The 17,246-nt window shown below is 71.8% G+C and carries 11 protein-coding genes; 7 read left to right on the top strand and 4 right to left on the bottom strand.

Annotated elements, in window-relative coordinates; all coding sequences use genetic code 11:
• The first annotated feature begins 220 nt into the window (after positions 1-220).
• Together MQV74_RS34235 and MQV74_RS34230 are read left to right on the top strand one after the other, a co-directional pair.
• Positions 221-1,195 carry an ABC transporter ATP-binding protein gene (locus MQV74_RS34235; protein ID WP_242726768.1) on the top strand — a complete coding sequence of 325 codons (975 nt, stop codon included), beginning with the start codon at positions 221-223 and terminating at the stop codon, positions 1,193-1,195.
• Positions 1,192-2,007 carry an ABC transporter permease gene (locus MQV74_RS34230; protein WP_242726766.1) on the top strand — a complete coding sequence of 272 codons (816 nt, stop codon included), beginning with the start codon at positions 1,192-1,194 and terminating at the stop codon, positions 2,005-2,007. Before MQV74_RS34235 ends, MQV74_RS34230 begins: the two co-directional genes overlap by 4 nt.
• Before the next feature lie 112 nt (positions 2,008-2,119).
• On the opposite strand, the gene MQV74_RS34225 is transcribed toward MQV74_RS34230, so the two are convergent.
• A complete protein-coding gene (locus MQV74_RS34225) occupies positions 2,120-3,748 on the bottom strand; it encodes a flavin monoamine oxidase family protein (protein ID WP_242726763.1) in 1,629 nt (542 codons plus the stop codon).
• 558 nt (positions 3,749-4,306) lie between these two features.
• Here MQV74_RS34225 and MQV74_RS34220 point away from each other — a divergent pair.
• Positions 4,307-5,053: a hypothetical protein gene (locus MQV74_RS34220; RefSeq protein ID WP_242726762.1), complete on the top strand. Its 747-nt coding sequence runs from the start codon at positions 4,307-4,309 to the stop codon at positions 5,051-5,053.
• 105 nt (positions 5,054-5,158) lie between these two features.
• Here MQV74_RS34220 and MQV74_RS34215 read toward each other — a convergent pair whose 3' ends face one another.
• A complete protein-coding gene (locus tag MQV74_RS34215; protein WP_242726759.1) occupies positions 5,159-8,008 on the bottom strand; it encodes a helix-turn-helix transcriptional regulator in 2,850 nt (949 codons plus the stop codon).
• A 1,274-nt stretch (positions 8,009-9,282) separates the two neighbouring features.
• Between MQV74_RS34215 and MQV74_RS34210 the strand changes: the two genes are divergently transcribed.
• Both MQV74_RS34210 and MQV74_RS34205 read left to right on the top strand, forming a co-directional pair.
• Complete coding sequence (locus MQV74_RS34210; protein WP_242726757.1) at positions 9,283-10,560, top strand: glycosyltransferase; 1,278 nt, start codon at positions 9,283-9,285, stop codon at positions 10,558-10,560.
• Positions 10,557-11,303, top strand: coding sequence for a 4'-phosphopantetheinyl transferase family protein (locus MQV74_RS34205; RefSeq protein WP_242726755.1), 747 nt, complete (start codon positions 10,557-10,559; stop codon positions 11,301-11,303). Before MQV74_RS34210 ends, MQV74_RS34205 begins: the two co-directional genes overlap by 4 nt.
• Positions 11,304-11,500: 197 nt before the next feature.
• Here MQV74_RS34205 and MQV74_RS34200 read toward each other — a convergent pair whose 3' ends face one another.
• Positions 11,501-12,070, bottom strand: coding sequence for a TetR/AcrR family transcriptional regulator (locus MQV74_RS34200; RefSeq protein ID WP_242726753.1), 570 nt, complete (start codon positions 12,068-12,070; stop codon positions 11,501-11,503).
• A 173-nt stretch (positions 12,071-12,243) separates the two neighbouring features.
• Here MQV74_RS34200 and MQV74_RS34195 point away from each other — a divergent pair, with 173 nt between their 5' ends.
• Positions 12,244-12,840: a dihydrofolate reductase family protein gene (locus tag MQV74_RS34195; RefSeq protein WP_242726751.1), complete on the top strand. Its 597-nt coding sequence runs from the start codon at positions 12,244-12,246 to the stop codon at positions 12,838-12,840.
• Between the two features lie 77 nt (positions 12,841-12,917).
• Here the strand turns inward: MQV74_RS34195 and MQV74_RS34190 are convergent, their stop codons facing one another.
• Positions 12,918-14,801 carry an ABC transporter ATP-binding protein gene (locus MQV74_RS34190; RefSeq protein ID WP_242726749.1) on the bottom strand — a complete coding sequence of 628 codons (1,884 nt, stop codon included), beginning with the start codon at positions 14,799-14,801 and terminating at the stop codon, positions 12,918-12,920.
• Between the two features lie 316 nt (positions 14,802-15,117).
• On the opposite strand from MQV74_RS34190, the gene MQV74_RS34185 reads away from it, so the two are divergent.
• Positions 15,118-17,244, top strand: a complete 2,127-nt coding sequence (locus MQV74_RS34185; RefSeq protein ID WP_374120810.1) for a glycoside hydrolase family 3 N-terminal domain-containing protein — start codon at positions 15,118-15,120, stop codon at positions 17,242-17,244.
• Positions 17,245-17,246 lie beyond the last annotated feature (2 nt).

Genomic DNA, 17,246 nt, shown 5'->3' with positions numbered 1-17,246 from the left:
GGATGACCTCGACCGTGTACGCGGGGAAAATTCGCAGGAGTGCGTTCCGGAAATCAATCTCCGTATTCCTGACCGCACTTCAGATAAATTTGCCCACAATACCGTTGCACGGTAACAGTGCGCCTCCGCGAGCCCCACCCCTAATAACCCCCTACGGGGTCGTGGGGCCGGGCAGATACAGGGGTGTTCGGGATTCCCGCCCGCCTCTAGGGTCAGCAGCGTGGAATACGCTGTCCGGGTTGAGAATCTGGTGAAACAGTACGCGGCCAACGCACGCCGCGTGGTCGACGGTCTGAGCTTCGAGGTGCACCGGGGTGAGGTCTTCGGCCTGCTCGGTCCCAACGGCGCGGGCAAGAGCACGACGGTGGGCATGATGACCACCCGGGTGCGGCCCACGTCGGGCGAGGTCCTGATCGACGGCGTGGACGTCGTCGCACGGCCGAGAGAGGCGAAGCGGGTGCTCGCGGTGGTACCGCAGCGCAACAACCTCGACCGCTCGCTCTCGGTACGGCAGAACCTGCTCTTCCACGCCACCTACCACGGCATCCCGCGTGCCGAGCGGCGGCGCAGGGCCGATGAGCTCCTGGAGCAGATGGGCCTCGCCGACTACCGCAAGTCGAAGGTCGACGACATGTCCGGCGGGCAGGTGCAGCGCGTGATGATCGCGCGGGCGCTGATCCACCGGCCGAGCGTGCTGTTCCTCGACGAACCCGCGACCGGACTCGACCCGCAGGCACGCCTGTTCGTGCACGAGCGGGTCGCGGAACTCGCCGAGCGCGGCGTGACGGTGGTCGTCACCACCCACGACATGGACGAGGCCGCCAAGCTCTGCGACCGCGTCGGCATCGTGGACCGGGGCACGCTGCTCGCCCTCGACACCCCCGAGGGCCTGGGCACGCTGCTGCCCGCACACTCGACGCTCGCCCTGACGGTGCGCTCGACGCAGGGCCCGGCGCCGGTGGCCAAGCTGCTCGCCGATCTGCCGGGGGTGCGTCAGGTCGACGAGGTCGACCCGGAGGCGCCGCCCGCGGACGCCTGCCGGTTCCGCATCTACACGGACACCGAGCCGGTCGAGGCGCTGCAGCCGGCGCTGGCCGCGCTCACCGAACGGGACTACCGGGTCACCGATGTCGGCATCGGAAAGGTCTCCCTGGAAGACGTTTTCCTTCACCTCACCGGAAAGAATCTGCGATGACTGCGACGACTGCGACAGCTTCGACGACTCAGGCTTCGCGGCCCTCGCGCCAGATACACACCTTCCGCGCCATCATGTGGCGGGACGTGTTCGTCGCCCTGCGCCAGTTCCCCACGTTCATCGGCCAGGCCATCATCCAGCCGTTCTTCACGCTGTTCGTGTTCGGCGTGCTGCTGAGCGACGCGGGCTATGTGGACGGCGACTACAGCTCCGTGCTGCTGCCCGGTGTGCTCGCCCTGAACGGATTCCTCGGCGGCATGCAGAACACGGCGCTGCCGCTCGTCGTGGACTTCTCGTACACGCGTGAGATCGAGGACCGGCTCCTTTCGCCCATCTCGCTGCGTCTGGTGGCCGTGGAGAAGATCCTTTTCGGTGCGCTGTACGGATTCGTGGCGTCGCTGATGATGACGCCGGTCGGCATGGTGCTCCTGGATCTGTCGTGGCCGATCAGCCGGACGGTGCCCGCTCTCGGGATCGCCGCGCTCGGCGCGCTCGCGGGGGCGTCGATCGGCCTGTGCCTGGGGACGTCCGTGAACAGCGACAAGGTGGACGTGATGTTCACGCTCGTCCTGATGCCGCTGCTGTTCACGGGCTCGACGCAGTTCCCGCTCGTGGCGCTCGACGAGGTCCGCTGGTTCCAGGTCATCTGCGGCGCCAACCCGCTGTCGTACGCCAGTGAGGGCATGCGGGCCGTGACGTCGCCGAACGTGGAGCACGTACCGCTGCCGATCACGCTGATCGTGCTCGTCGGCTCGATCGCGCTGTTCGCGGCGATCGGCATCCGCGGCTTCCTGCGGCGCGCGCAGTCGTAGCCGGAGCGCCCCGAGCACACACGGAAGAGCCGCAGCGCCCCGAGCGCACACGGAAGAAGGGCCCCGGAGCTGATGCTCCGGGGCCCTTCCCGTGCCGTGGCGGCCGCGTCCGTCAGTCCTCGGGCAGGTCGATCGGCGCGAGCGAGGCGAACAGGTCGCCGGGGCCGGGGTTCAGCGGCTGGGTGGCGCCGCCGAGGTGGCGAAGGACGCCCCAGTAGGCGTTGAGGCCGGTCGTGACGGCGCCCTCGGCGAAGCCCGCGGTCCAGGAGACGTCGTCGCCCGCGAGGAAGAAGCCGCGCTGGTCCCGGGCGAGGCCGTCTTGCATGAAGTGGGTGAACAGGCGCCGCTGGTAGCGGTAGTGGCCCGGCAGGTTCGCCTTGAAGGCGCCCTGGAAGTGGGGGTCGGTCTCCCAGGTCACCGTGCGGGGCGGCGCGATGACGCGGGAGCGGATGTCGACGTCCGGGTAGATGGCGGCGAGGGCGTCGAGGACGCCCTCCAGGCGCTCCTCGGCGGTCAGCGGGGCCATCTTCAGGGAGTCGTCGTTCCAGGTGTACGACAGGCACATGACGCCGGGGCGCTCGGGCCCCTCGTCGAAGAGGTAGACGCCCCGGGGCATGCGGTCGGTGAGGGTCGTGCTCATCACCTCGCGGCCGGTGCGCGGGTCGCGCTCGCGCCAGAAGGGGCGGTCCACGAGGACGAAGAGCTTGGACGAGCCCATGTAGTGGCTGCGCTCCACGGCCGTCCACACGGGGGTGGGCAGCAGCGCGGGGTCGCAGCGGACGTTGGTGACCAGGGTCCGCTTCTGCGGGGTGAAGACGGCCACCGGGTAGGTGTGGGCGGCGCCGTCGTGCTCGTGGACGGTGATGCCGCGCGGGCCGCGCTCCAAGCGGGCGACGCCGCCGCGGGGGCCGCCGCGGTGCAGCGACTCCAGGGAGGTTCCGGCCGGCCAGTGCGCGAGGTCGTCGGGGGCGTGCGACCACAGGCGCAGCGGCAGCTGCTGAGAGCCGCCGACGACGAGCTGGTGGTCGTCCTCCGCGCCGGTGTAGACGACGCGCAGGATCTCCAGGATGGAGTTGGGGAAGTCGGTGTCCCAGCCGCCCGCGCCGAAGCCGACCTGACCGAATATCTCGCGGTACTTGAAGGACTGGAAAGCGGGCGAGCGAGCGATGAAGCCGTAGAAGGACTGGTCGTCCAGGGCGCGTACCAGCGGGTTCCAGATGGCTTTGATGGCGGCGGTGTCGCGGCGGCGGATCGCGTCGTCCATGGCGAACAGCTCGGCGTGCTCCTGCAGGGCCTTGTCCCAGGCCATGCCGACTTCCTGGTAGACGTCGGGGAGTTCGCCCGCGTGCCGGGCGTAGTGCCGGTCGTCGCCGAGGGCGACGACGGTGGAGCCACTGGCCTCGGTGAGCGGGTTGGGGAAGGGCCGGGTGCGCAGGCCGACGAGGTCCATGTAGTGGCGCAGGGCCGTCGCCGACGCGGGGAAGCGCATGGCGCCGAGTTCGGCCACGGCGTCCGGGCGGCTTTCGAAGGCGGCGGAGCGCATGCGCCCGCCGACCGGGCCCGCCTCGTGGACGACGGGCCGCAGCCCGAGACGCATCAGCTCGTACGCGGTGACGAGGCCCGATATCCCCGCCCCGATCACGGCGACGGGCGTGCCGAACTCCGCTGCCGGAATTTCGCCGAGGCCGTGCGGACTCGCCAGCCATTCGTCGTACGCGAAGGGAAAGTCCGGGCCCAGCATGGTTATGGAATCTGCTGTTCCGAGACGCGAACTACCGTTGAGGGCAACCAACGGATACTCCTCTGACCGTGGTGGAGGCCGGCCCGGCGGACGTTCCAGACGGCCGCGGGGGGAGCCGGGCTGCGGCAGCAGGAGGAAGGTCCGCGATCAGCACGGCCCGTGACCCTGCCCCACGGGGGCCGGCCGGGCCCGCGAATCGCCTCCGATACACGGCACGTCTGACGGTGCCCTTGATTATCTCGGTGCCTTCGGGGGACGGAGAAACCCCTCAACATCCCCTTACGGCTCCTAGATGTACATGGTCGGCACACCCGGAACCGCGCGCGGTCACTGTTGCGTTCACGCTCGGAGCACAGTAACGCGCTCCCGAACGAGGGTTCTCAAGGGGCACGAAATGTTGCACGGGACGCAATGAGTACTTTAGTAGCGCGGCTTCGATCCTGAAGACTGTACGAAACTCAGTGGCTGCCTTGAAATGATCTATGGTGGCCGCACCACACGCCCGGATCAGTTCCCGCGTGCCGAATTGTTCAACAATCACTATCCAGAGGAGGCCTCATGCATCCAGGGCCGGACAGCCGAAGGTTCGCGGTGCACGACCACCGTCCGGGCGCCGCGCCCGACGGAGCCCGGCTGGAGCCGATGGCCCTGGAGGTGCGGCGCGCGGACGGCGCCGGGACGGCGCCGCACGAAGGGGCGCCCGGCCACGAGCGCCTGCTGCGGGTCGAGCGCCACGCGTGCCTCGCGGTCGTCTCGGACGACGACTCGGCGGACCGCTTCCTGGACCGGCTGCTCGACGACGGCGGTGCGGACCGCCGCGTGACCGTGCACGGCGTGGACGCCCGGACCGATCCCGATGCCCTGCGACGCCTCGTCGGGGTGGTCCCCGCGGGCATGCCGTTGCCCGAAGTGCCCGTCCACGATGCCCTGATGGCCGCCGGTCTGCGCCAAGGTCTGCCCCCGGAGACCGCCGCCGGGCGCGCGACGGACTTAGCGGAAGCCCTGGGCCTGCGGGCCGTGGAGCACACGTCCGTGGCCCGGCTCACACCGGGCCAGCGCTCGCGCACCGCTGTCGGCTGCGCGTTGTTGCACGTGCCGAAGCTGCTGTTGCTGTGCCGCCCCCTGGACGACGTGGACGAGGTGTCGGAGACGATTCTCCACCGGGTCCTGAGCCGTTACGCGGCGTCGACCGGGACCGTGGTGTTCTCCTCTTCCTCCAGGGAGGTGGCACGGCGCATGACGGACCGTCTGTTCATGGTCTGTGACGGACAGGTGCGCTGCGGCTGTCTGCCGACCGCCCGCTGACGGAGCTCCGCACCCTCGCGCCCGCAGGGGCGCCGACCGCGGCCGCCACCCCCCACTGGTGGTCATCAGCGGTCAGCACAACGTTGTCAGAACGCCACGGGCGGCTCAGCACGCCGTGTCCGCCAGCAGATCGTGCGGGAGATCCTTGCGGCGGGAGACGTTCAACTTCCGGTAGACCCGCGTCAGATGCTGTTCGACCGTACTGACGGTGATGAACAGCTTGCGCGCGATCTCGCGGTTGCTGTGCCCGAACGACGCCAGGGACGCCACGCGCCGCTCCGCGTCGGTCAGTTCCTCCGCCGGGCAGGCCTCGTCGCCCCGCGCCGGGCGCTCCGCCGCGCCCGCCTCGCCGTCGCCGTACGGCAGCAGCTGTTCGCACAGCGCCTCCGCCCGCGCGTCCCGCGCGATGCGCCACGCCCGCCGCGCCATCATCCGCGCCTGGCCCAGATCGCCCAGGGCGTGATGGGAACGGCTCAGCGCCCCCAGGGCCCTGACCAGCTCAAGCCGGTCCTCGCACTTCTCCAGTTCCTCGATCGCCTCGTGCAGCGCGTGGTGGTGCCGCCGCAGGCCGGACACCTCGGCGAGCACGCGCAGCGTCTGGGCGCGGGTGCGGGACTGCCCGGGACCGCACTTGGCCAGCTGCTCCCTGACGAGCCGGTCGGCCTCGGCCTCGCCGCCGGTGCGCAGATGCATCTCCGCGGCCGCCGACCGCCACGGCACCAGCGCCGGCTGGTCGATGCCCCAGCGGGTCATCAGCTCGCCGCAGGTGAGGAAGTCGTCGAGGGCCGGACGCACCCGCCCCATGGCGGCGTACAGCTGACCGCGCGCGTAGCTGAGCTCCAGGCCGTAGCGGGTCTCCGGGAGGCCCTCCGGGATGTGGTGGTCCAGATAGGCCATGGCCTGCTCGTACTGGCCCATCGCGGTGTGCGCCGAGACCAGGGTGGCCAGGATCGAGCCGATGCCGACGCCCCAGCCCTGGGGCGAGATCCACGACAGGGCGGTGAGCGCGTACCGCACGGCGTCCGGCGCGTTGCCCTGGCGCAGGGCGATGGTCGCCCTGACCGCGGACAGCGGCGCCTGCCAGCCAGGCCCGCCGAGCCGGGTGGCCTCGCGAAGGAGCGCGTCGCACCAGTGCGCGGCCCGGCCGAGGCGGTCGCAGTAGATGAGGACCGACAGGGCGGCGGTGAGCGTCTCCAGGGTGGCGTCGCTCAGCCGGGTGCCCTGCAGGACGGTCTCGGCGAGGTCGGCGGCGTGCGGGTCCACGCCGCGGGACAGGACGGCGTTCAGGGCGGCGCCGACCCGGCCGCGGGCGTCGCAGCCCGGTGTCGTCAGGACGTCCCAGGTGCTGTGCGGCGCGGGCCAGTTGTCGGCGCCGATGCGCTCGCGCAGCGTGGGGTAGGTGGTGCGCACCGCGCCGGACGCCAGGTAGCCGCTGACGGCGGAGGCGCCCTCGTAGGCGACCTGGCCCTTGCGGGCGACCTCGGCGGCCTCGTCGAACCTGCCCTGCCACAGCAGGCCCGAGATCAGCACGGGCACGGCCTGCTCGGCGAGCCAGCCCTCGTCGAAGGCGGCGCGCAGCGCGCCGAGGTGCGGCCCGAGGGTCGAGGGGCGCACTCGCCAGGCGAGGCGGGCCAGTTCGGCGAGGATCTCGCTGCGCCGCTCCCCGCGCGGGCAGCTCTCGTCGGCCAGGTGCAGGCAGGCGATGGCGAGCGAGACGTCCTCGTCGCGCCGGGCGCGGGTGGCCGTCTCCCACAGCACGTCGAGGGACTCGACGCCCTCGACCTCGCCGGTGGCGACGATGTGCCGGGCCACGACGGGCGGTTCGGCGCCGTGGCGGCGCAGCAGCACGGCCGCGCGCCGGTGCAGCCCGATGCGGTGCTCGCGCGTCAGGTCGTCGAGCACGGCGGTCCGCGCCAGGGGGTGGCGGAAGGCGCCCTCGTCGGTGAGACCGGCCGCCGCGAGCGTGCGCAGGCCGCGCGCGACGGTCTCGCGGTCGAGGTCCAGCAGGTCGGCGAGCGTCGCCTCGGAGGCGGCGTCGTCCAGGACCGCGATGCCGCGGGCGACGGCCAGGACGGCGTCCTCGCCCCGGTGCAGGCAGCTGAGCACGGACTGCCGGTAGGCGTCGCCCGCGGGCACGGTGCGCCCGGTGGGCAGGGCGTTGTCGGCGCCGGTCCCGGTGGCCCGCTGGTCGTGGTCGAGCGGCCCGTGCGCGAGCAGGTCGTGGATCAGGGCCCGCACCAGCAGGGGGTTGCCGCCGCTGAGCCGGTGGACGTCGGGCGCGAGGCCGTGCGCCGCGGCCTCGTCGAGGTGCGCGCGCAGCAGCTCCGCGGTGCCGGACTCGCCGAGGGTGGTGAGCCGCAGCTGGGTCAGGCGGGGGTGGCGCAGCAGTTCCGCGCTGAACATGGGCCGTTCGGCGTGCGGACCGGTCCGCAGGCCGAGGACGAACACGACGGGCTTGGCCCGCAGCTCCCGCATGGCGTACTGCAGGCACTGGAGGGACGGGATGTCGGCGTACTGGACGTCGTCCACGAGGACGGCGAGCGGTCCGCCGCGGGCCAGGGCCCGCAGGGCCATGGTCAGGGACCGCATCACATGGGCGCGTACGTGCTCCTCGCGCTCGCTCTCGGGGTCGCGGAGCATGGCGGTGAACTTGGCGTCGTCGAGCAGACGCGCCACGCGCGCGGTCGCTCCGGCGTCCTGCTCCGCCACCTGGTCGGCGTGGAGGAGCAGTTGCCCGAAGACCGCCATGGGCGTGGTGCGCTCGGCTCGTAAACCCGTCGCCTTGAGCACGGTCAGGCCTCGCGCCTCCGCCTCGTCGGCGACGCTGTTCAACAACTCGCTCTTGCCGGTGGCCACCGGGCCTCTTATCAACACAACACGGGAAGGCCGCTCCGCGCTGTTCGCCAGAACGTCCTCCAAGAGAGCCCACTCATCGACTCGCTCGACCAGGCTCATAGTGCGGTTTCCTCCCCGTAAGAAATTATCGCAAACTGCACTGGGCGCCTTATTCGCATATCGCACTCATCAAGTTGCCTCAGGAGCCTGAAGCAGGATACCAGGGCATATTCCAAATATCTCCGCCGGGGCTCTTGGGGCACTCAGTCAACAACACAACTATGACTGAAACTTGACGGCGAGGTAGCCCCGAAAGAAGCGAGCCCACCCCCCAAATCCACGATGACTCGCAACGTTCAGCCCTCCCCACTCCGGCCATGTCTGTGATATAGGCCCGGGCGACCGGCCGGAGGCATACGGAACCTTAAACTCCAATTGTGAGAAAGGAGAAGACTCAACTGGCCACGGCGCCGCGACCTGGCACCCATCGCGCCACACTGTCCGGAAACATGCCTGGCCACAGCCCATATGAGCGCTCGATCCCGACAAGCCCGGCACACCCGGCACTACCCCCCGGGGGCTTCGCCCCACAGGTCTCCGCCCCGTGATCCCCCGCCGTCCCGGCTACCCAAAGCGCGGCGGCACACACCGATTTGACGGCCCATCGACGGTCGGCCATCCACGACTCCACCGCGGCAGGCGTTAAGAACGCGTTAGGCAAACGTGTCCGCGGGCACGCCAACGGGGCCTCTCCCGAACGGAAACCAAAAACAATCCAGCGGTAATCCGACGGCAAAATTCCCTGTGAAAATTCCCGGGACGCGACCGGTCCGCCCGGCGTCCCGGCCGAGTTACCGGCGGAAGCCCCGCCGCACGGCCGGGAGCGGCGGGGCGGCGGCATGCCGACCGCACCCCATTGTTACGGCCACGTTTCCGGGCCGCCGCGCGCTTTGGCGGCGCGAACCGAAGGGGCAACTCGCCCCGGGCACATGCGAACTCGGCCGAACGCCCCGGCCGCCGCCACAAAGCATTCTTTGTGCGGTGGGCCACACTCCCGGGTTCACCGCCGCGCGCGCCGGGCCCGCCGCCCGGACAGGCCCTAGGGGACGGATAGGGGTGGAGGGCACCACGGGCCACGGCTAGCCTCCGGCGGGAGGAATCACCGGTACGACGGTGACGCCAGCGGTCGTCGGCGACCCCGCCTCCCCGGGCCCGACGCGCCCCGCGGTGCCACGACCCCACGGGCGGTCACCCGTGATCCTCCCGGAAACGCCTGCCGGCCAGGGCACGCCGATGTGACGCGCTCGCGTGGGACGCACGCGCGCAGACCCGTAGAGGACGACGATGGCGAAGAAGCAGACACCGAGCGCGCTCCGACCCGGGAGCGTGCCCCGATGACCGCGCCCGGCGCCTGCCCCGGCTCCGACGCCGAACGAGCCGCCGACGCGGCGGTGTCCGAAGGCCTCGGTCCCCTCGCCCCGGACGGGACGCGGACCACCGTCACCGTGATCATCCCGACGTTCAACGAGGCGGACAACGTCGAGGAGCTGCTCACGCGGCTCGCGGCGGCCCTGCCCGGGCACCTGGACTGCGAGGCCCTGTTCGTCGACGACAGCACCGACGACACCCCGGCCGCGATCGAGCGCGCCGCCCTCACCTGCCCGTTCCCCGTGAACGTCATCCACAGGGACACCCCGACGGGCGGCCTGAGCGGAGCCGTGGTCGAGGGCATGAAGGCCGCCGCTTCGGAGTGGCTCGTCGTCATGGACGCCGACCTCCAGCACCCGCCGTCACTGATGCCCGAACTCGTCGAGACGGGGCGCCGCACGGGGGCCGAACTCGTCGTCGCCAGCCGGTACGCGGGCGGCGGCAGCCACGCCGGGCTCTCCGGCCGCTACCGCGTCGCGGTCTCGCGCACCTCGACCCTGGTGACCAAGTCCCTCTTCCCCTCCGCGCTGCGCGGCATCAGCGACCCGATGAGCGGGTTCTTCGCGATCCGCCGCGCCACCGTGCACGCCCAGGCCGGCATCCTCAAGCCGCTGGGCTACAAGATCCTGCTCGAACTGGCCATCCGCTGCCGCCCGCGCACGGTCGCCGAGGTGCCGTTCTCCTTCCAGGAGCGGTACGCGGGCGAGTCGAAGTCGACCGTGCGCGAGGGCCTGCGCTTCCTGAACCACCTGGTGTCCCTGCGCACCGCGACCCCCGTGGCCCGCATCGTCGCCTTCGGCGTCATCGGCCTGACCGGTTTCGTGCCCAACCTCCTCGGCCTGGCCGGGCTCACGGCGATGGGGCTGCACTACCTCCCGGCCGAGATCGTGGCCAACCAGTTCGGCGTGCTGTGGAACTTCGTCCTCATCGACCTGCTGCTCTTCCGCGGCCGGCGCGAGCACCGCCACTGGGCCGACCGCCTCGGTCGCTTCGCGCTGCTCGCCAACGCCGATCTGCTGCTGCGCATCCCCCTCATCGCGCTGCTCGTCGACGGCGCGGACATGGCGGTCCTGCCCGCCACCGCGATCGCCCTCCTGACGACGTTCGTCGTGCGCTTCGTCGCCACCGAACTGCTCGTCTACCTGCCCGCACGCGGCCGGACCAAGGACGCGGACACCGCGCTCGCCCACGAGGAGAGGGAGGACCGGGAGGACCAGGACCGCGAGAAGGAGGGCACGCCGTGAACGCCGGCGCACCGCGGGGCGGTACGGGCCACGGCCACGCGGCGGACACCGGTGTGCGCGGGGCGCCGCCGTCGCTCCTCGCGCGGATCGTCCCCGAGGACGTGGTCTGCCGCGAGTGCACCCACGACCCGGAGGGCGTCGTCCTGCACCCCGACGAAGAGGCCCTGATCGCCCGGTCGGTGGAGGCGCGGCGGCGCGAGTTCACCACGGGCCGCCACTGCGCGCACCGCGCGCTCCAGGACCTGGGGCGGCCCGCCGCGGCCATCCTGCCCGACGTCAAGGGCTCACCGCGCTGGCCCGCCGGTGTCGTCGGCAGCATCACGCACTGCGCGGGTTACCGTGCCGCCGCCGTCGCCCCGGCCGCGCGCGTCCGCTCGGTCGGCATCGACGCGACGCCCGGCGAACCGCTGCCGGAGGGGGTCCTTGAGGCCGTGGCGCTGCCCGCGGAACAGGTGCGCGTACGAGCACAGCTTGAGCGGTGGCCCGCGGTGCGCTGGGACCGGGTGCTGTTCAGCGCCAAGGAGAGCATCTACAAGACCTGGTATCCGCTCACGCGCAGGCCGCTGGGGTTCGAGGAGGCCGACGTCACCTTCCACCGGTCCGCGGACCCGGGGGCGGGCGGGTTCACCGCGCGGATCCTGCCGCCCGTACGGGACCTCGGGTTTCCCCAGGAACTCACGGGCCGCTGGCTGGCGTACAACGGCCTGGTCCTCACCGCGATCACGCTGCGCCCCGGGGGCTGAGCGGCGCAACGGCGGGCACACCGGCCCGGAGCGGCAGGTCCTTCCCTGGGGGAAAGGGAAGGAGTCGCCGCTCCGGAACCGGTCCTGGCCGAAGAGCCCCGCGGCACGGCAAGCGGCTCTTCCGCGTTCCACAGTAGGGCGGCGCACCGGCGCCCGAGTACCCCTAACCGCCCCTTACCAGGGCCCTTCGCGCACGGTCAGCGCAGCAGCCGCCGGGCCAGCTCCTCGATGAGCGTGTCGACGGAGAACGGCGTGAGCAGCTCGGGCACCGTCAGGTCGTCGACGATCAGGCCGAGCATGGCGAGGTAGAGCAGGACGACGCCGGTGCGGTCGCCGGGCAGGCCCGCGTCCAGGTGGAAGCCGATGTTGCCCTCCAGCTGATCGGCCATGAACCGGCTGAGCTCGGCGTGGAGTTCGGGGCGGCGGGTGGCCTCCAGGCGCATTTCGAGCAGGGCCAGATGGCTGCTGCGGTCGGCCCGCATCCGTTCGACGAGCTGCCCGAGCAGCGTGACCACCAGCTCCGTGGACGGCTTCTCGCGCATCGTGTCGGCGAGCGCGTCCTGCGCGGGCATCAGGCGTTCCTGGATGCGCCGCATGGCCTGGGCGAGCAGCTCCGCACGGTTGGCGAAGTAGTTGCTCGCGGTGCCCTTGGGGACCTCCGCCTCCGCGTCGAGCGCGCGCAGCGTGAGCCCGCGGGAGCCTTCGCGCGCGAGCACCTCGATCGCGGCGTCCAGGAGGGCGGTACGGCGGGCGGGGTTCTGCCTCATGACGACTTCTCGATTCCCTTGACACCACTTCAAGTGAAGTACTACGTTCTAACCACTGCACACAGAGTACATCACCCGATGTGCTCTGGGCGCATCGTGCGCGCTCCGTCGGGGCCCGTCCGCAGTCCGTCCGAGGTCGTGGCCAGCGACCCCTTCTCACCTCCGGAGCCCGTATGCGCAAGCTCACCTACTTCATCGCGATGTCCCTCGACGGCCACATCGCCGGACCCGACGCCTCCGACCCCACCGGGCCCGACGGCTTCTGGCCCGTGAGCGAGGACTACGTCGGGCTGCTCGCCGGGAAGTACCCCGAAACGCTCCCCGTCCAGGCCAGGGCCGCGCTCGGCATCACCGCCGAGGGCACCCACTTCGACACGATGCTCGAAGGCCGCCACACGTATCAGAACGGCTTGGACGCCGGATTCACCGACTGCTACCCGCACCTGCGGCACCTCGTCTTCAGCCGGACCCTCACCGAGAGCCCCGACCCGAACGTCGAGCTCGTCGCCACCGACCCGGCCGAGCGGGTCCGCGCCCTCAAGCGCGAGCCCGGCAAGGGCCTGTGGCTCGTGGGCGGCGGCGCGCTCGCGGGCACCCTGTACACAGAGATCGACCGCCTCGTCATCAAGCTCGCCCCCCTCACGGTGGGCACGGGCATCCCCCTGTTCGGCGAGAAGGCCCCCTTCGACCCCACCCTCTGGGAGCGCACCGGGGTGGACGCCCTGGACAGCGGCACCGTGTTCCTGACGTACGAGAAGAAGACCGCGTAGCTCCGTCCCGCCTCACAACCCCGCGGCCCCGCCCCCAAGAGGGGGCGGGGCCGCGGGGTTTTCAGAGGTGGCGGGGGCTAGGCCGCCACGCCCATGTCGTCGCCGGCGAGGAACTGCGTCCGGTACAGCTCCGCGTAGCGGCCGTCCACCGCGAGCAGCTCCTCGTGCGTGCCCCGCTCCACGATCCGCCCCTCCTCGACCACGAGGATCTGGTCGGCCGAGCGGACGGTCGACAGGCGGTGGGCGATGACCACGGCGGTGCGCCCGGCCAGGGCCTCGGCGAGGGCCTCCTGGACGGCCGCCTCGGAGGTGTTGTCCAGGTGCGCGGTCGCCTCGTCGAGGATGACGACTCGCTGCCGGGCGAGCAGCAGGCGCGCGATGGTCATGCGCTGCCGCTCGCCGCCCGAGAGCCGGTAGCCGCGCTCGCCGACGACGGTGTCGAGCCCGTCGGGCAGCGACCGCACGAGGTCGTCGAGGCGGGCCCTCCGCAGCACCTCCCACAGGTCGTCCTCGGCGGCGCCGGGCCGGGCGAGCAGCAGGTTCGCGCGGACGGACTCGTGGAAGAGGTGACCGTCCTGGGTGACCATGCCGATGGTGTCGCGCAGCGAGTCGGCGGACAGGTCGCGCACGTCCACGCCCCCGACGCGCACGGTCCCCGCGTCGGCGTCGTACAGGCGCGGCAGGAGCTGCGCGATCGTGGACTTGCCCGCGCCGGAGGAGCCGACGAGCGCGACCGTCTGGCCGGGCTCGGCGCGGAAGGACAGGCCGTGCAGGACCTCGGCGCCGCCGCGTCCGTCGAGGGAGGCGACCTCCTCCAGGGAGGCGAGGGAGACCTTGTCGGCGGCGGGGTAGCCGAAGCGGACGTCGTCGAACTCGACGGCGACGGGGCCCTCGGGCACCCGCTCCGGGTCCGGCTTCTCGGCGATGAGCGGCTTCAGGTCGAGCACTTCGAAGACGCGCTCGAAGCTGACGAGGGCGCTCATCACCTCGACGCGGGCGCCCGCGAGGGCCGTCAGCGGCGCGTACAGACGGGTCAGGAGCAGGGCGAGCGAGACGACGGCGCCGGCCTCCAGGGAGCCTTCGAGCGCGAAGTACCCGCCGAGGCCGTAGACGAGGGCGAGCGCGAGGGCCGACACCAGGGTGAGGGCGGTGATGAACGCCGACTGGGCCATGGCCGTGCGCACCCCGATGTCCCGCACCCGGGCGGCCCGCTCGGCGAACTCCGCGGACTCGTCGGCGGGCCGCCCGAAGAGCTTGATGAGGGTCGCGCCGGGCGCCGAGAAGCGCTCGGTCATCCGGGTGCCCATGGCGGCGTTGTGGTGGGCGGCCTCCCGCTGGAGCCGGGCCATGCGGGTGCCCATGCGCCGCGCGGGCAGGACGAACACCGGCAGCAGGACGAGGGCGAGCAGCGTGATCTGCCAGGAGAGGGCGAGCATCACGCCGAGGGTCAGCAGCAGCGTGACGACGTTGGCGACGACACCCGAAAGAGTGTTGCTGAAGGCGCGTTGCGCCCCGATCACGTCGTTGTTGAGGCGGCTGACGAGCGCCCCGGTGCGGGTCCGCGTGAAGAACGCGACCGGCATGCGCTGCACGTGGTCGAAGACGGCCGTGCGCAGATCGAGGATCAGGCCTTCGCCGAGCGTCGCCGACAGCCAGCGGCTGAGGATGCCGAGGGCCGCCTCGGCGATCGCGATCACGGCGATGAACAGGGCGTACCGGACGACGAGCGAGGAGTCGGCGCCGGAGACGATGGCGTCCACGACGTGCCCGGCGAGGATCGGGGTCGCCACGGCGAGCACCGCGGTGACGACACTCAGGAGCACGAACTGCGTGATGCGGCGGCGGTGCGGGCCGGCGAAGGCGGCGATGCGGCGCAGTGTCGCGCGGGCGAAGGGGCGGCGTTCCTGCTGGGCGTTCATGACGCTGTACATCTGCGTCCACGCCGTGGTTTCCATGCTCATGGGAGAAACCGTAGGACCTCAACCAATATTGAGGTCAAGGGCGGACGGAAGCACTCGACTGCCTCTGTCGCCTCCCTTGACCCTCCTGTACCCACCACGTACTTTCGCTTCAATTCTTGTGGCCACTCCCCCGCTTGCCCCCACTGTGACGTGAGAAGGCGAACACATGCGAGAGCTACGAAGGCGCACGCTGCTGTCCGGACTGTCCGTGGTGAGTGGCGCGGCCGTCGCGGGCGGCGCCCTGAACAGCACGGTCGCCGAGGCCGCGCCCCGGCCCGGCCGCCGCGGCCGCGAGGTGGAGGAGCTGCTCGGCCGTATGACGGTCGAAGAGAAGCTGGGGCAGCTCCAGCAGCTCGCGTGGGCCTGGGACACCGGGCCCGGCGGCGGCGCGACCAAGGACGTCGAGGACGCGGCGCGGGCGGGCCGCCTCGGTTCCGTCCTTTCCGTCTTCGGCGCGAAGACCACCAACGCGTTGCAGCGCATCGCCGTCGAGGAGTCCCGGCTCGGCATTCCGCTGCTCTTCGGGCTCGACGTCATCCACGGCTTCTGGACGACGTTCCCGATCCCGCTGGCGCAGGCGGCGAGCTTCGACCCCGCGGTGACGCGCACCGACGCGGAGGTCTCCGCGCGGGAGGCCCGTTCGAACGGCGTGCACTGGACGTTCTCGCCGATGATGGACGTCACGCGCGAGCCGCGCTGGGGCCGCATCGCCGAGAGCTGCGGCGAAGACCCCTACCTCACGGCCGAGTTCGCCGCCGCCAAGGTCAGGGGCTACCAGGGCCGGGACCACGCGGCGAAGGACCGGCTCGCCGCCTGCGCCAAGCACTTCGTCGCGTACGGCGGCGCCGAGGGCGGCCGCGACTACAACACGGTGGACGTGTCCGAGTCGCGGCTGCGCAATCTGTACCTGCCGCCGTTCAAGGCCGCCCTGGACGCGGGCGTGGCCACCGTCATGGCCTCCTTCAACACCGTCGGCGGCGTCCCGGCGCACGGGAACGCGCACACGCTCACGGACGTGCTCAGGAAGGAGTGGGGCTTCGACGGGTTCGTCGTCAGCGACTGGACCGGCGTGCAGGAGCTGATCGCGCACGGCTTCGCCGAGGACGGCGCGGCGGCGGCCCGGCTCGCGCTCACCGCGGGCGTCGACATGGAGATGGTCAGCACCACCCTGCGCGAGCACGGCAGGCAGCTGCTGCGCGAGGGCGGGATCAGCGCACACCGCCTGGACGACGCGGTGGCGCGGATCCTGCGCCTGAAGTTCGCCCTCGGGCTCTTCGACGACCCTTACGTCGACGAGGCCGAGGGCGCGGCCGTGACCGGGCCGACCCCCGCGACGCGCGCGGCCGCGCGGGCGACGGCCGCCCGCTGTCTGGTGCTCCTGAAGAACGACCGGGCGACGCTGCCGCTGAAGAGCTCGGTGGCGTCCCTCGCCGTGGTCGGCCCGTTCGCCGACTCCGACGACCTGCTCGGCACCTGGGTGGTCCCGGCCGCGGCGAAGAAGTACCCGTCGGTGAAGGTCCTCGACGCCGTCCGGCGGGCCGCGCCCGGTGCGCAGGTGACGTACGCCCGCGGGGTCGACGCCGCGGGCGAGGACACCGGCGGCATCCCGGCGGCGGTCGCGGCCGCGCGGGGCGCCGACGTGACGGTCGTCGTCGTGGGCGAGCCGCCCGCCCTGAGCGGGGAGGCCGCGGCGCGCGCCGACATCGGCCTGCCGGGCGCCCAGGAGAAGCTGATCGAGGCCGTCGCGGCGACGGGCAAGCCGTTCGTGGTGGTGCTCGTGAACGGCCGCCCGCTGACCGTCGGCGGCTGGCTGGAGAGCGCGCCCGCCGTCCTGGAGGCCTGGCATCCGGGCCTGGAGGCCGGGAACGCCATCGCCGACGTGCTGTTCGGCAAGGTCAACCCGGGCGGCAAGCTGCCGGTCTCCTTCCCCCGCGCGGTCGGGCAGATCCCGGTCCACTACAACCACGAGTCGACGGGCCGCCCGTACGCCGCCGACAACAAGTACACCTCCAAGTATCTGGACCTGCCGCCGGACCCGCAGTTCGCGTTCGGCCACGGGCTCAGCTACACGGCCTTCGCGCTCGGCGAGCCGCGGCTCAGCCGCGCCGACGTGCCGGCCCGCGCGCTGCGCGCGGGCGACACCGTCGAGGTGTCCGTCACGGTCACCAACACCGGTGCGCGCGAGGGCGACGAGGTGGTGCAGCTGTACGTCCACGACCTCGCGGCGAGCATCGCGCAGCCGGTGCGCAGGCTGCGCGGCTTTCGCCGGGTGACGCTCGCCGCGGGCGCCTCACGGACCGTGCGCTTCCGGCTCGGCGCCGACGACCTGGGCTTCTGGACGAACGACCCGCGCGGGGAGTTCCTCGTCGAGCAGGGCGCGTTCGACGTCTACGTGGGCAACAGCTCCACGGCCAAGGGCAAGCGGCGGCTCACCGTGACCTGACC

The organism is Streptomyces sp. AN091965 (assembly GCF_022698285.1).
Lineage (GTDB): Bacteria > Actinomycetota > Actinomycetes > Streptomycetales > Streptomycetaceae > Streptomyces.
This window is presented reverse-complemented; position numbering and strand designations above follow the sequence as displayed.